Source organism: Chroococcidiopsis sp. [FACHB-1243] (assembly GCF_014696895.1).
GTDB lineage: Bacteria > Cyanobacteriota > Cyanobacteriia > Cyanobacteriales > Chroococcidiopsidaceae > Chroococcidiopsis.
On sequence record NZ_JACJQX010000032.1, the window covers coordinates 64,543 to 80,718 of the forward strand.

Genomic DNA, 16,176 nt, shown 5'->3' on the forward strand with positions numbered 1-16,176 from the left:
TCGTTGCAATTTTCTGCTTGACAGCATAGATGAAAAAGATGTAAAAAAACCATTAAATCTTCTAGCAGATCGCTTAAATACTAACTACAAGCCTTCCGATCGCCATTACAGATTTTGTATAGATATTTATAGAATGTCTTATTTAGAGCAGTGATTTGTAGTAAACTTTTTCTCCAAATATTGTTGATGGTATTCTTCTGCTAACCAATAAGTTGAAGCAGGTTGAATTTGAGTCACGATCGCCCGATCGTACTTGCGCGATCGCTCTAACTGTTCTTTTGACTGCCTAGCTATCTGTTCTTGTGCGGGTGTGTGATAGAAAATGACCGAGCGATATTGTTCTCCTCTGTCTGCACCTTGCCGATTTAAACTTGTCGGATCGTGGATACTCCAGAATAAGTCAAGTAGCGTCTCATAGCTGACTACCGCAGGATCGTACTCTACTTGGCACACCTCAGCGTGTCCGGTAATCCGAGAGAGTACGTCCAAATAGCTTGGATGCTCGAAATGTCCGCCCATGTAACCAACAGAAGTTGAAATAACGCCTTTACAGGTGCGAAAAGCAGCTTCTACTGCCCAAAAACATCCGGCTCCAAAAGTTGCTTTATTGGTCATTGGTCATTGGTCATTGATAGTTGGTAGTTGGTAGTCGCTCCTCTGTCCCTCTGCTCCCTGCTCTTTGTCAAAGTTGACAACGCCCTTCGGTATTGCACTCAGTCTTTTGTTGGCGTTGGGCAATGATTGTTTTCAGATCCGGTCGTCCCGTCAGCGCTAACCGCCAGTCAGCCCAAATTTCGTAGAGGCGATTGGCGATCGCGCCAATTATAGGTAACTTAGTTGCAGCATAGACCCAACCCATGCCCAAGATTTCATAAACTCGGCGAAAAACTTCTACGTTTTTGACAATCGTGCCGTCAGGAAGAATAGCGTGGATGCGTCCCATTGCCGTTTCAAAGTCAACTCCACTGTTGGCTGCGGGGTTGTAATTGTCGTCTGCAATGTCTACAAACTCGACTAATCCCCGATTAGCATCTCGTTTGCGCAAAAAATTCACCTCACGCATACACAAGGGACATTCACTGTCATACAACAGCTTAATTTGCCATGCAGGAGATTGTGTAACGGTTTGAGTTGCGTGAGGCTGGGTATTTGATAACGACATATAGCGATCGCGGTTAAATCAGTGACTAGTTTGACAGTAACCAGTGACCAACAACATACGAATTTTTCGTGTGATAACTGATAACTGGTCACTGTCTATTAACTATCTTAATAAAAGTTAACAGCTAGAAACTGCGATCGACGGGCGCTTTTTTGGAGAAGCGAGTTTCAATTGACTTGATAATGATATATAGCACGGGGATGACGAATAGACTCAACACAGTCGCAACGCACATCCCGCCGAAAGTTGCAGTTCCCAAGGATTGTCGCGCCGCCGCACCGGGACCCGTAGCAATCATCAACGGAATACCACCCGCAACCGTGGAGAAGGCTGTCATCAAAATCGGTCGCAAGCGTTCTTTCGCCGCCTCAACTGCTGACTTGGTGATACTCAATCCCTCATCGTGCAGTTGGTTGGCAAACTCGACAATCAGAATTGAGTTTTTGCTTGCCATGCCAATTAGCATCACAAATCCAACTTGAGTGTAAATATCGTTGGCAGCACCTCGAACCAGAACGGCAAGTAAAGCGCCAAGAATTGCTAATGGTACTGTCAGCAGAATAATAAACGGATCGACAAAGCTTTCGTACTGGGCTGCCAGTGTTAAAAACACAAAGACCACGCCCAAACCAAAGATAAAAATTGCCTGTCCGCCAGACTCGACTTCTTCTAAAGAAAGTCCAGACCACTCATAGCCAAATCCTCTTGGTAGTGTTTCTTTTGCCACTGCTTCCATTGCTTTAATCGCTTGTCCCGAACTCACGCCTGGGGCAGGGGAACCGTTGATTTCCACCGAGCGAGATAAATTGTAGTGGTTGATAATTGAGGGTGCGATAATTTCTTTCACGGTAACTAAGTTACCTAGCGAGATCATTTCACCCGTTTGCGCTCCTTCAGGGACATTACGCGAACGCACGTATAACTTCTTAATATCCTCTGGGTTGGAACGAAACTCTGTATCAGCCTGCACGTAAACTCGATACGCTCGATTAAACTGGTTGAAGTCATTCACGTAGGTAGAACCGAGAAAGGCTTGCAGGGTGTCGAAAATATCTTCCACCGGAACTCCAAGCGCGTTAGCCTTGTCGCGATCGACTTCTACGGAAATTTGCGGTGTATTAGCGCTGAAATTAGGACGCAAGCCAGTCAGTTGCGGTCGTTCGGGAGATGGATAAGTATTGGCGCGACCCATAAATTGACCCAAGGCTGCACCTATCGCGTCAAACCCTAAATTCGCCCTGTCTTGTAGGTGAAACTCAAAACCGCCAAAATTTCCTACACCGTTGATCGCTGGAAAATTAAAAGGAATCACAGTAGCTTCCTGAATCCCCAACATTTTCGGGAATAAACCTGAAGGCTGGGGGAAGAAGCCGCCAATAATCGCTTGTAACGATTGGTTTGCGCCTCGTCTCTCTGCCCACGGTTTAAGAGTGGTAAAAATCAAGCCGTTGTTGGGTGTCGCACCGCTGAAGCTAAAACCACCGACAGCAAAGATCTGCTGCACTTCTGGCACTTCCTTGAGAATTGCCTCGGCTTTTTCTAAAACTTTTTCGGTGTAGTTGAGCGACACTCCCTCTGGTGCTTGGACGACGGTAATAAACACCCCTTGGTCTTCATCGGGAATAAAGCCTGCGGGAATAAAATTGTAGAGCCAATAAGTAAACCCTAATGCGACTACAAATAAGGCAAGAATAATTCCCTTAGCGCTAGTGAGCTTAGAAATACTACGACTGTAAATTATTCGGGTTTTCTCGATCGCCCAGTTAATCCCGTTAAAAAACCAGTTATTCGGCAGTGGTCTGCGTCTGAGTAACAATGCAGACAGCATCGGCGTAAACGTCACGGCGTTGAACGTCGATACGGTAATCGAAAAGGCGATCGTCAGTGCAAACTGTCTGTACAACTGTCCGGTTGTCCCAGGAAAAAACGCCACTGGGACGAATACGGTAATCAAGACGAGAGAAGTGGCAATGACAGCACTAAACAGCGAATTCATCGAGGCGATCGCCGCTTCTACGGGTCGCAGTCCATCATCCTGAATTCGGCGCGTGATATCTTCGACAATCACCACCGCATCGTCTACAACTAGACCAGTTGCTAGAGTTAAGCCAAAGAGAGTTAGGGTATTAATTGAGAAACCGAAGATTTTGACAAAGATAAACGTCCCGATTAAAGCTACAGGCATGGCAATTGAAATCACCAATGCCGATCGCCAACTTTGCAAAAAGATATAAACGATGATGACAACTAATCCCACTGCTTGCAGCAATGAAACGATCACCTCTTCCGTCCCAGCTTCGATAAACGTGGTGGTATCGAAAGCTATTTCATAGTGCAATCCAGGCGGAAATGTTTCTTTTAATCGCTCCATTTCCTGCTTCACAGCCGCCGCTGTATCGAGGGCGTTACTGCCAAATTGCTGATTGATGCCTAAGCCTACACCTCGGTGCGTGATGCGATCGCTCGCAGTAAACCGCAATATAGAACTATAATTTTCTGCACCCAACTCCGCTCGACCAATATCCCTCAGTCTGATAAGCGTGCCATCTTCAGCAGTTCTAATAACCAGGTTGTTAAATTCCTCCTCGTTCTGTAGTCTGCCTTGGGCGTTAACGGCATACTGGTACAGTTGATCGGATTTATTCGGTGGTTGTCCGATTTGTCCTGCCCCTACTTGCAGGTTTTGCTGTTGCAATGCCGCGATCGCATCTTGGGGAGTTAAGTTACGGCTGGCGAGGCGATTGGGGTCGAGCCACAAACGCATCGCATATTTGCGTTCGCCAAAGATTTCTACACCACCAACTCCTTTAATCCGTTTAAGCGCATCGGCAATGTAGAGATCGGCATAGTTGCTTAAATAAGTTTCGTCATAGATATCTTGTTGTTTGTTTTCGTCGCGATCGGAATAAACTCCAAATGCTAGCAAAAAGTTGTTGTTAGCTTTCGTGACTTGCACGCCTGTCTGCGTCACGGGTCCAGGCAACCGCGATAGTACCGTCGATACCCGATTTTGCACGTCTACCGCTGCTAAGTCTTGGTTGCGCCCTAATTCAAATGTCAGATTGATGCTACTGGTTCCATCGTTAGCGCTGGTAGATTTAATGTAGCGTAAGCCTTGGATACCGTTGAGTTCTTGCTCTAAAACATTGGTAACGGTCGATTCAACAACTGAGGCATTTGCCCCGACGTAATTTGAAGTGACGCTGACTTGCGGCGGAGCAATCTCAGGATACTGCGCGACTGGTAATGTGGGGATAAATGCAATTCCCAGCAGGGCAATAATAATCGAACACACCGCCGCAAAGACGGGGCGTTTGATGAAGGTATCGGAAATCGAGAAAATCATAAAAATCAGTCGCAGGTAATTGACTGTTGCTCGGCGATCGCACTTGTCCTGAGCCAATTGAGAAGCCTACAACTATCCCTTGACTCAGACATTATGCCTATCTGTCAAAAGTAAGATGACATGGTTATATCCTACGCAAGCGGTCATTTGTCAGCTGCCATCGAGACAGAGATGCTCGTCTCATGACAGTTCCCAATGCATAAATTTCTCAACCTCGATTGGATTGCTAGATCGCCATGTATTACATATACTACACGTTTGGCAAATAGCTTTAGTGCAATCGCATTTTTCCTTTCATGCTAAAAAGCTATACATCTTATAGGGTAAGCATTTTGCGTACCTGATTAAGATAAATTAAGCGTACGATATATTCGCACAATACATTATTCTGACACAACTAAAGTACAGTAAAAGGTGAAAAAAAGCAAACAAATGTACTAAGCTGATTTTTTCCGGCTCAGAGCTTGCGTTCCTGCGAATTTCATGAGCAGCAGGTGAATTCTATTCGCTCAAGCTTGGTGCTTGTTCCACAGAGGTACTTTCCCAGTGACTCAGGATGACAGCGTTAACCGTGTTGCTAATGACATTTAAAACAGTTTTCAAGCCGTCAGTTAAGCGATCGACACCTGCAACGAGGGCTACGCCTTCCACTGGTAGTCCGGCGGCTGAGAGTACGGTAGTCATCATAATAATTCCCGCGCCTGGTACGCCTGCGGTACTAAATGAAACCAGAAAAGTACTGAGGGCGATCGCCAGCATTAGTGATGGAGTCAGTGGAATCTGATAGAGTTGGGCGATAAATAGAGCGTTAAACCCTTGTAAAATTGCCGAACCATCGCGTTTTAAAGCCGTACCTAAAGGAATAGCAAAACTAGCAATATCTTCGCGCATTCCATAGTTTTCTTGGGCATTTTGTAAAGCAATTGGTAGCGCTGCATTAGAACTTGCCGTACCGAATGCTAAAGATAAAGTTGGGAAAAAACTTTGAAAAAAATGTACTGGCTTGGCTTTAAGGATGAAGAGAACGAAAGCATAAAAGCCAATCATAATTATCGAACCAATACATAAGCCAATAACATACACCAAGAGCTTAACAATTAATTCTAATCCTTGCGTAGCGATCGCCGAACTAATTAAAGCAAAAACTCCAATTGGAGCTGTATATAAAATCAAAGATAGAATTTTCTCAAAAATAAAATAAACACTTTCTATTAAGCTAACAAAGCTTGTTGCTCTATCTCCGACTAATTGAATAGCAACACCAATTAAAGCAGCAGAAAAAATCGTTTGTAGCAGATTTCCCGTGCTTAACGCTTCTAAAGGATTAACCGGAATTAAACTTACTAACCAATCAATCAAAGATTGCTTTTGGACAATTTGTGTAGTTTCTGTAATTTGAAAGCCAGTGACTCCAACTCCAGGTTTCAAGACAATCGCCAGCAAGATACCTAAACCAACTGCGATCGCGCTGGTAACTGCATAACTAGAAATTAGTTTTAGCGTGTATCTACCGACTTGAGTTGCATTTTGAATCCGAGTTAAACCAAGAATCAGCGAAGAGAAAACGATCGGCACAACTACAAATTGAATTAAACGTAAGAAAGCTTCGCCGAGGGGAGAAAGTAGGTAGTAGTCGAGAAATACGATCGCGTCTGGAAAGCCATAAATTAATAAGATCCCAAAAGCAATTCCTAATCCAAGCGCAGCTAAGATTAACGTTGATATTTTCATTAAATCAACTATTTTGACAGAACTTTTTACCTGAGTATATATTATAATGTTTCATAAACACAGCTTAAAAACTCTTTGTGTCCTTCTTTGCGTCTTCGCGTCTTTGCGCGACATAAAAAAATATCCTTCTCCAACTATATAGAGAGGATAAAAAACTAAGTCTCCTCAACTACAATATCTTCTCCAAAAATTGCTTAGCGCGATCGCACTGAGGATTAGTAAAAAACTGCTGAGGCGACGCATCCTCCGCTAAACGTCCTCCATCTAAAAACAAAATGCGATCGGCAACTTCGCGCGCAAATCCCATTTCATGAGTGACGATCGCCATTGTAATCTTAGTTCTAGCAAGATCTTTCATAACTTCCAACACCTCCTTCACCATTTCTGGATCGAGGGCTGAAGTTGGCTCATCAAACAACATAACTTCTGGTTTCATAGCCAAAGCACGAGCGATCGCCACTCGTTGCTTTTGTCCCCCAGATAACTTTGATGGATATACCTTTGCCTTTTCTGCCAAACCAACTTTCTCCAGCAGTTCCATTCCTGCTTCACGGGCAGTATTTTTTGGGACTTGCTTCACCTTAATTGGAGCATAGGTGACATTATCTAATACTGTCATGTGTGGAAATAAATTGAAATGCTGAAACACCATACCGACATTTTGACGAATTTTCATAATATCAGTGTGGCGGGAAGTAATATCAGTACCATTAATATAAATTTTACCCGCAGTTGGTACTTCTAGTAAGTTTATACATCGCAAGAATGTAGATTTTCCCGAACCAGAAGGTCCAATAACTGCAACGACTTCTCCTTTTCTAATTTGGGTTGAAATCCCTTGCAAAACTTTGAGACTGCCAAAAGATTTCTCTAAATTTTCAACGTGAACAGCAGCATCTCGCTCAAGTACTACGCTGTAATCTTCTTTCAAGTACATATCCCCCCCAAGTCAAACTCATGACTAATAAGTAGTAAATTAAACCCGCAAACAGCAGCGGTTCAAAATAGATATATTTTTCTGCTCCAACGATTTGAGCGCGACGCAAAAGATCGGCTACGCCTATTGTAGAAACTAATGCCGAATCCTTAAGTAAAGTAATACTTTCATTCACCAAAGCTGGTAAAATGTTTTTGATTGCTTGAGGCAAAATAATATCTAACATCATCGGCTGGTAGGCAATTCCTAATGACAAAGCTGCTTCCCTTTGTCCCTTATCGACTGCCAAAATACCCCCGCGAATTGTCTCAGAAATGTACGCTCCTGAGTTGAGGGTAAAGGTGATGACCCCTGCTAATAAAGCGGGAATATCAAAGCCCGTGAGTTGTGGTGTAGCATAGTAGACTAGAGCAATTTGTAGAAGTAAGGGCGTACCACGAAATATAGAGGTATAGGCATTAGCAAGCCATACCAACGGCTTAAATGTAGAAATTTTTAACAGTGAAAGAATCGTTCCCCAAATAAAGCCGAAAAAGACAGACAAGGCACTAAAAAGTAGTGTAGTTCCTACGCCTTCAATAATGAAAGGAATACTGGCAGAAATATTACCCGAACCCGATGTTGCTGTGTTGGTAGCTGGTTGTTCGTTATTCCCAAACCATTTATTAATCAGATTTTTTATTTCACCGCTGTCCTGTAATTGTTTGAGAACGCGGTTAAAATCGCCAACTAAATTTGAGCCTTTGGGAAAAGCGATCGCAGATCCAGCTTCTTCTGTATTAGCAAGAGTATGAAATTCTAAATCTGGATTATTGACAACAAAACCTTTAGCGATCGTGTCTTCAATAATTGCTGCTTGAATTCTACCAGATTTGACTTCTTGGATAATTTCGCCAATTCTGTTTAAAGGAACTAAATTTACTCCTTTAAATTTCTTTGCTGCTTTTTCTTGCAGAGAACCGAGTTGAACGCCGACTTTCTTGCCTGCTAAGTCTGCCGCTTTAGTAAGATTACTTCCTTTCTGGGCAATAATTGTATTTTTAGCTTCGTAATAAATCTCAGAAAAATCAACATTCTTTCTGCGTTCGGGGGTGGGTGTCATTCCCGCCATCGCAAAATCAGCGCGTCGAGATTGCAGAGCCGGAATAATACCGCTAAAATCAGTATCGCGAATTTCTAGCTCAAAGCCTAATTCTTTGGCGATGTATTTTGCAATATCAACATCAAAGCCGATGATTTCGCCTTTACCTTTTGTCGTGTCGCGAAATTCGTAGGGTGGATAGTCGGCTGATGTCACCATCACCAGCTTTTTACCTGCATATGGCTGTTGAGCGACTAGCTCGTTTCCCCAGCCAAAGCAGAGATTAACGAGTAATGCCGTACTGAATAAAAGTGCAAACAAAAGCCTTTTTTTTCTGGGCATAGCAATCAACTTTTGTTTTTATCTGTGGAATTGAACTGTTGCTAAGCTATATTTGAGAGATTTTAAGAACAGTTCCAACTATCCTAAGACTTATTTTCAGAGTTAGGCGATCGCTTTGCTACAAATTTATCGCAATTCTCAATTGCGTGCGTGACATTTGTAGGGGCGTACGGCTGTGCGCCCCTGCACCCTTACAAAGGGGGAAACTAAAGACCTCTTTTCAACTCTGTTGAAGGATCGAGCGCGTAACTCCTGTTAGAATTAAGACTAAAATCTTTTTAGCTTTTGCAGATCGACTTTTTCTTTGTCCAAATTTCTGAGTTGGATTTTTTGCTGTTCTAAATTACTTTTAAGTAACAACTGATTCTTTTCAATATCGATAATATAAGCATTAAATTTATCGTTAGCAATTTCTAAAGCATCTTTCAACCGCTTCTCTTCTGTCTCTAAAACTGTCGTAATTTCCAGAACTAATTTCTCGACTAAATTCTTACTCAAAGACTGATAGTGATTGGATAATTCTTTTCTTAACTTATCGGCGATCGCCTCTAGCTGAAGCGTGGTATCTTTCTGATAAGTGTAGGTCAGCAAACAAATTAATAAAAATATCACAATACCAAATAGGATAGGATTCTCTCTTAGAGGTTGGGTAATACTGGAAATAACTTGCTTGCCACCACCACTGACTCTTATACCAACAAACATCGCACCAAAGCCAACTAGAAAAGTAAATTGCATCATGTTGGCTCGGATTTGCTTCAGGACGTATGTTAATGGAGAAACCCCCTGATAGCGACCTTCATAAGGAGCTTCAATGAACGAATTCATTAAGCTTTTTTGAATATCTATACGTCGATCGGAATAAAATAGAGATTTATCTAGGTTTATCGATGGTAAAAAATTGAGTGTTTTATAGACAGTTTCAACTATGGTATTTAATCCACCTTCACCATAAGTTGTAGTCACTAATTGCCATTCTTTATCTGCCCATTTTTTCAATTCATGGCTGCAAAAATATGTCAGATCGGCGTTGACGTTTCCATTCGCAGTGACTGGATTTTCTGTTCTTAGTTGAATATATTGAAATCCACCTTTTTTCAAAACTTGCGGTTTTAGTCGCTCGATAAACTCTTCAACTTTGTACGTAATACTTTTTTTACTATACGTATCTAATAAAGCAGCTTTCGATTGATTGAGTTCGAGCTTAACTTGCTTAAAAAACTTATCTTTGTCATCGCTAGCTTTTCGTAAAGCTTTCTTCGCCTGCTCTTTTACATCGTCAGTTGCTAAACATTTAATTCGAGCTTCTTCTTGCTGAAGTTGTTGGGCGATCGCCTCAGCTTCGCGATCGAGAACTTGCTCGATGACGCTAAGTTCTTTTATAATTCGTGCAGTCAATCGTTGAGCTAAAATATCTTCTGGCTTACCTTTAATAAATGTTTCTAAAGATTGACAAAATTTTTCTAGTTCCTGTTGCGCTACTGAATTAATTTCGGAGGTTTGAGTTTGGAGAGAGAACGAACTGAGAGATAGAACTACTAATTCAAAAACATCACTTAGATCTTGAGTGCGCAGCCAGGCTTCAACTTGAGTTAAACTCGGGATACTACCAATAACGACGCGCTTAGCGATCGGTACTGTATTAGCGATCGTTATTAATCCCTGCCAAGCGTTTCTAAGTGTGGCGAGATCGCACACCAAACAAAGAATATCGCAATCGAGTATTTCTACTAAAGATTCTGGATATTCAGTCGTTAAACTGTACTCAAACACAAATTCTGGATAAGCCGAACTTGCTGATGCGGCGAGAGTAATGCGATCGCCTGTCTGTAATTTTTGGCATCCTTGTAATCGAACTCCATTAATATAAGTCCCATTAGTGCTGTTGCGATCGCAAATTTCCCAAGCTAAATTTCCACAAGGACTAATTTGAGCGTGATTCCAAGAAACTTTTTTATACAAACTTGAATTAATCGCTATTTCGCTATCAGGATTACGTCCGATACTAGTTGTTTCAGTAGTAGAAAGCGGGTATACTTTTTCGTTGCTAGATGTCGATAATACTAGTGTGGCACTTCCTGCCGATCGCACGGGTTCGATCTGCTTTGGTAAAGAGCTGACTCCAACCTGATAAAATTGCGATAACCTATGCCGCTCGAAATAAATTTGAAGCGATCGCGCTGCAATCGAGTTAGTGCTGACAATTTGTAATTTTATTTTTTCTGTTTTGAGACAAGCGGCAATTTTTTCTAATTCTTGAAAAACCGTTCTAAATTTTCGATCTCGCTCAAAGTTAGTGCTGACAAATTTTTGAATTTCCTGAATTCGTGTTTGTAGCTTTTCATGTTTAGGTGACATAAGATGTCAGTTATCAGTTATCAGTTATCAGTTATCAGTTATCGTAGGGGCGGGTTTTGACCAAAAATTTAGAGCTTTGGTTGTCAATCTATTTGCTAAACCCGCCCGTACAGTTATTCAGTGTAGAGACATTACATGTAACGTCTGTACAAAGTGATTAGTTATCAGTTGTCAGTTGCCAGTTATGAGTGACAAACAATCAACCACTCACAAATGACAAATAACAAATGACTAATAGACAAACACACTACCAACCTGGACTATTATCCTCACTTGTGCTGTTACCGTTTGGTTCTTGTTCGATCGTACTGTCAGGTACTGCTTCGGCGGCGCTATTATTGTCATCCACGCATCCAAATGCTGGATCGCCGTTGGGACATGGATCTGAAGCAGGTGGCTCGACAAATGTAGAAGTTTGTTTCAACTCTGGGATTGATGCTTCAGGAGTCGATTTAGCAGCTTTACTAGATACTGGAATCTTCTGCTGTATAGGAGAATTTACAGCTTTGACAACTGGCTGTGGCTGTTGAGGCAGGACTTGAGCTGGTTTAGCAGCAGCGGGAGATGGACTTGTTGGATTTGGTTTTTGCGCCAGTCGAGAATTAGCTTGCTCGACAATTTCGTTACGTTTTGTATTCCAAAATAGCGTGCTGGATGGAATTTTTTTAGCTGTGTTAACTGCATCCTGCCATCGACTTTGACTGAGTGCTTGTTCTGCTAGTTTTAAGTAGTCTTGATGCGTTTTTGATTCTCTTTCCCAAGTGGCGACTGTTTGTCTTACGTCTTTAAAAATAGAGCTTTTTGGAGGAATTGCTCTGGTTAATAAGACAGCTTTTTCAAAATCACCATCTCTTTCATAAGCGTCTTTCGCTTCTTGAAAAATTCTCTTAGACCACTGACTAGTGAGTAGTTGAGCTTCTTCAAACAAAGGTTGCTCGGCTGGCACTGTAGACACGATCGCTAGCGCCTCAGCAATTTTGAATTCCTCTGCTAAAGCTTTAGCTTGAGCGATGCGACACTCATTAACCGATTTCGTTAAATTTGTTTGTGCTTGTTTATCTTCAATGGTATTGCTGCTAGGAATGTTAATAGTTGCGCCATGCTTGATGCATTCTTCGTATTGTTTTGCTTTTTTCAACACTTCAACTTGTGCCAAGCCAGATTTGATGCTTTCTTTATTCATCACGATCAGTCCGAAAGCAGCCGCGACACTAACGACAGCAGCAGCACCCATAGTCATTCCCAAAGGAGATTTGAGTTTAGCAGCAAAATTAGCTAAACCACCCGATCGCTTGCTAGGTTGAGTGCTGGATGAATTTGTCGTGACGTTTTGGTTCGTCGCTGGCTGAGTGAAGCTAACTGGAGTACTAGGAATTGACTGCGCGGAAAATTGAGTGCTGGGAGCTGTCTCTGGTAAGACGGCATATTGACTTGCTGGTTGCGTCTGCGAGTATCTAGAACGTTGGTCTAACTCTGTAGTTGCATAACCAGCGTTGATTGAGGATGGCGATCGCAATGCTTCTATAACTTCAGATGCCGACTGATAGCGTTCTCTAAAGTCGTAGCGTACCATTTTATTGATAATTACTGCGAGGCGATCGCTAACTTGTGCCTGACCTTGCCAGTCAATTTCTCCCTGAAAATTTTCTCTTAAATCTTGCGTCGTAAGTCCGGTGAGTGCCTGAATTGCAATGACTCCCAGCGCGTAGATATCGCTATTGAATTGCGGTCTACCTCGCGCTTGTTCCGGTGGCATATATCCGACAGTACCCACGGCGATCGAGGCGCTAACTTGGCTTTGAGCTGTCAGCAGTTGGACGTTAATCTCTTTAACAATACCAAAATCTACGAGGACTAATTTATTATCTTGTTGGCGACGAATTATGTTATTTGGTTTGACATCGCGATGGATTGCTCCCTGCTGATGCACGAAGTTAAGAATCCCTAACACGTCTAAGAGCATTTGGATTACTCGATCTTCATGCCAGCGACGACCGCCGAACAACTCCGCACTCAGCAAATGTCCTTCGATTAACTCTTGCACCAAATAAAATTCTTGGTCTTGCTCGAAATATGCTAGTAATCTGGGAATTTGGTCGTGAATTCCTAGTTTTTCTAAAATTTTGGCTTCTTTATCAAATAATCGTCTAGCTGCGATTAAAAAGTTGGTATTGTTGTTTGCTGGCTTCAAATGTTTGACCACACAGCAAGGATTACCAGGACGACGGGTATCTTCAGCAATGTAAGTTTGGCTAAATCCGCCTGCACCCAAGACTTTCAGGACTCGATAACGTCCATCTAATAATTGACCTAGCATTGATTTGATATTTCGCGAGTTAAAGATGCATTCAATTGAAAAGTAGATGATTTCGGATTTTATCTATTTTTTATTTACTTTTTGTTAAAAATTTGGTTGGTTAAGATAATCCGCAATCAGACAAGCAATTCTAAAACATAACTATGACAGATTTACGTATTATGAAATCATAAGCTTTGCTAAAAATATTTACTGTTCTAATTACGCAGTACAATTACCATAAAGTAGGGGCGCTTTCTCTGTGCGCCCCCTACAAAGATCGCGCACGCAATCGAGAATTGCTATAACTGCCACAGCGCGATCGCCTTGTCGCGATCGCCACTAGCGAGGAATTGCCCGTTCGGACTAATCGCGATCGCCCCAACTTGCCATGCATAGCCGCAGATAGCGTACACTTCCTCTACTACACTCAGATCCCACAGTTTGAGTAATTTATCTTCAGTCGCGATCGCTAGCAGTTTACCATCAGGACTAAAGGCGATCGCGTTGACCGCAGCCCGCAAAGCTGGCAAAGCAGATTCTTCACCCGTATCGATATGCCACAGTTTAACAATCTTATCTGCACCGCCACTAGCGATAATTTGACCGTCAGGGCTAATAGCAACCGCATTCACACCTAATTTGTATCCTTCCAGTTTGTGGATTTCTGCACCCGTGCCGAGATCCCATAGTCTCACGGTTTTATCCGCGCTGCCACTCACTAGCATCTGACAATCAGAGCTAAACGCAACGCTATTTACAGCCGAACCATGACCGACAAAAGTAGAGATTTCTTCAGCCGTGCTGAGGTTCCAGAGTTTGATTGTCTTATCGGCGCTACCACTGGCAAGAACTTGACCGTCAGGACTAAACGCAACGGCATTAATCGCCGATTTATGTCCGTTAAAGGTATTGACAACTTGCCCAGTATTGAGTTGCCACAATTTGATTGTTTTATCAGCACTACCACTGGCTAGCATCTGACAATCAGAGCTAAACGCAACTGTACGTACCAAATCTGAATGTCCGGTTAATTTCAGAATGATTGGACTTAAATCAAGCTCCCATAAGCTTTTCCCAGTGTCGGGTAGTGCTGGAATCGCAGAACTTGCAGAAATGATAGCAGATACAGGTTCGGGGTTTGAAGCGATCGCCGCAGGTTGTTCCACCACTTTAAGCTGTGGTGCTGGCTCCGCTGTCTCAATTTCAGGAGTAGGTGGCTGTACTGCTTCAGGTTGCGGTGGTTCTGGTGTAGCAACTATTAGTTCAAACTCAACTGCTGCTGCTACAGGAACAACTGGATTCGCATTAGCTTCTGTTGGTGGCTTTTGAGCGCTCGTCGGAGCTTTGACGAGTACAGTCGCAGGCAAAGCTTGGCATTCAAACAAAAAATCTGCACCTTCCCAACTGAGGGTAATGCGATCGCCCGATTGTAACCTCCGCCATTCTTCGCCAATTTGCTTACCGTTAATATACGTGCCATTAGTCGAGCTGAGGTTGCAAACTTCCCAGACAGGCTCGGAGCTTTTTTGCTGACGCAGCTTAGCATGATAGCGCGAAACAGTCGTGTAACGCTTAGGATCGAGGGCAATTTGACAATCAGGCGATCGCCCGATGACAATTTCTTCGTTATGAGAGAGAAAATAACGTGGTTGTTCTCGCGCTCCCGCTGGCTCGGAAGATTCGCAAAGCGTCAGTGTAGCAGAAGATTGCATTGTCAGTTATCAGTTATCAGCGAGCGGTTATCAGTGTAGAGATACGACATCTTACCTGTTATACAAACACCAATCGGTCTTGCATTCAAGAGAAGAGATCGACCCAAACTTGCGATCTCTTCGTAGAACAAACTAACTCATTTTTTGACAGGTACGATCAATTGCCGTACAATACTTAGTATAGTTGAACATAGTTAGACATATTTGGACAGTATTTGGACACAATTATTATGCATAACACGGCAAATAAAAGCCGTAAGCCTATAAGAGAACGTGCTAAGGGTGAACGGTTAGAGGCTCGCGTTACTAAAGAGCAAAAAGAGTTGTTTCAGCGAGCTGCCGATCTCCAAGGGCGATCGCTGACAGATTTTGTGATTAGCAGTGTAGCTGAGGCAGCAAAACAGGCGATTCAGGAACAGGAGCTGATGATTTTAAGCGCGCGCGATCGAGCAGTTTTTGTTGAAGCACTGCTTAATCCCCCAGAGCCAAGCAATAAACTACGAGCTGCCGCTAGACGTTATAAGCAAAAAATGGAATTGTAGGTGAAATCGCTCAATGGATTTTGATTATTTAATAGAGCCGCTGGGTTCAGAGCATAACCGAGCGGTTTTTTGTTGCGGCGTTGAAAAACTAGATCGTTATCTTCAGAAGCAGGCAGGACAAGATGCTCGTAATTATGTTGCTATTCCTTACGTCTTGTTTGACAAAACCTCTAATGTCGTTATTGGGTATTACACGTTGAGCGGAACGAGTATTATTGCAGGAGAACTACCAGCCCAGATAGTTAAAAAGCTGCCGAGATATCCAAGTTTACCAGCAACTTTGCTGGGACGATTAGCAGTTGATGAAAATTACCGAGGCAAGGGATTAGGCGAAGAGTTATTGATGGATGCCTTGTACCGTAGCCAGTCACATGCAAATAGTGTCGCTTCAATGGCTGTAGTGGTTGATGCCAAAGATGAAAAGGCTCGTTCTTTTTACGAACATTATGACTTTATTCCGTTTCCAGATCGTCCAAATCGACTGTTTTTGCCAATGACTACGATAGTCAAGATGTTTAACTATTCAACTTAAAGCTTGACTTGCCTTTTTGGATCGCAGCTACGTCACTTCAAGCGATCGCTCATTCGAGGCGATCGGTTTCCAGCGGAGATTGAGTCGGTGGATCGATCGCGAATTTTGCTAAGCGCCTCCTGAATTCATCGAAC

11 protein-coding genes are annotated in these 16,176 nt (G+C 42.8%); 2 read left to right on the forward strand and 9 right to left on the reverse strand.

Translation table 11 applies throughout. The features are described 5' to 3' along the window. Positions 1 to 138: 138 nt before the first annotated feature. From msrA to H6G17_RS22440, 9 genes are all read right to left on the reverse strand, one after another. Positions 139 to 615, reverse strand: coding sequence for a peptide-methionine (S)-S-oxide reductase MsrA (gene msrA, locus H6G17_RS22400; protein WP_192160825.1), 477 nt, complete (start codon positions 613 to 615; stop codon positions 139 to 141). Positions 616 to 682: 67 nt separating this feature from the next. Further along, the gene (locus H6G17_RS22405) at positions 683 to 1,162 is read right to left on the reverse strand and encodes a DUF393 domain-containing protein (protein WP_192160826.1); all 480 of its coding nucleotides are present in this window, start codon (positions 1,160 to 1,162) and stop codon (positions 683 to 685) included. 124 nt (positions 1,163 to 1,286) lie between these two features. Then, positions 1,287 to 4,508 carry an efflux RND transporter permease subunit gene (locus tag H6G17_RS22410; protein ID WP_192160855.1) on the reverse strand — a complete coding sequence of 1,074 codons (3,222 nt, stop codon included), beginning with the start codon at positions 4,506 to 4,508 and terminating at the stop codon, positions 1,287 to 1,289. A gap of 501 nt (positions 4,509 to 5,009) precedes the next feature. Next, positions 5,010 to 6,239 carry a dicarboxylate/amino acid:cation symporter gene (locus H6G17_RS22415; RefSeq protein WP_192160827.1) on the reverse strand — a complete coding sequence of 410 codons (1,230 nt, stop codon included), beginning with the start codon at positions 6,237 to 6,239 and terminating at the stop codon, positions 5,010 to 5,012. Positions 6,240 to 6,408: 169 nt separating this feature from the next. Next, positions 6,409 to 7,176 (reverse strand): amino acid ABC transporter ATP-binding protein, encoded by a 768-nt coding sequence (locus tag H6G17_RS22420; protein ID WP_192160828.1) that lies wholly within the window; start codon positions 7,174 to 7,176, stop codon positions 6,409 to 6,411. Then, positions 7,142 to 8,599: an ABC transporter substrate-binding protein/permease gene (locus H6G17_RS22425; protein WP_192160829.1), complete on the reverse strand. Its 1,458-nt coding sequence runs from the start codon at positions 8,597 to 8,599 to the stop codon at positions 7,142 to 7,144. The genes H6G17_RS22420 and H6G17_RS22425 overlap by 35 nt, the downstream gene beginning before the upstream one ends. Before the next feature lie 267 nt (positions 8,600 to 8,866). Continuing rightward, complete coding sequence (locus H6G17_RS22430) at positions 8,867 to 10,957, reverse strand: FHA domain-containing protein (RefSeq protein WP_192160830.1); 2,091 nt, start codon at positions 10,955 to 10,957, stop codon at positions 8,867 to 8,869. Positions 10,958 to 11,204: 247 nt separating this feature from the next. Then, positions 11,205 to 13,274, reverse strand: coding sequence for a serine/threonine-protein kinase (locus tag H6G17_RS22435; RefSeq protein WP_192160831.1), 2,070 nt, complete (start codon positions 13,272 to 13,274; stop codon positions 11,205 to 11,207). 281 nt (positions 13,275 to 13,555) lie between these two features. Beyond that, entirely contained in the window at positions 13,556 to 14,968 is a 1,413-nt protein-coding gene (locus H6G17_RS22440) for an FHA domain-containing protein (RefSeq protein ID WP_192160832.1), read from the reverse strand. 230 nt (positions 14,969 to 15,198) lie between these two features. Here H6G17_RS22440 and H6G17_RS22445 point away from each other — a divergent pair, with 230 nt between their 5' ends. Together H6G17_RS22445 and H6G17_RS22450 are read left to right on the forward strand one after the other, a co-directional pair. Continuing rightward, positions 15,199 to 15,510 (forward strand): DUF1778 domain-containing protein, encoded by a 312-nt coding sequence (locus H6G17_RS22445; protein WP_192160833.1) that lies wholly within the window; start codon positions 15,199 to 15,201, stop codon positions 15,508 to 15,510. A 13-nt stretch (positions 15,511 to 15,523) separates the two neighbouring features. Then, positions 15,524 to 16,042, forward strand: coding sequence for a GNAT family N-acetyltransferase (locus H6G17_RS22450; protein ID WP_192160834.1), 519 nt, complete (start codon positions 15,524 to 15,526; stop codon positions 16,040 to 16,042). The last annotated feature ends 134 nt before the right edge of the window (positions 16,043 to 16,176 follow it).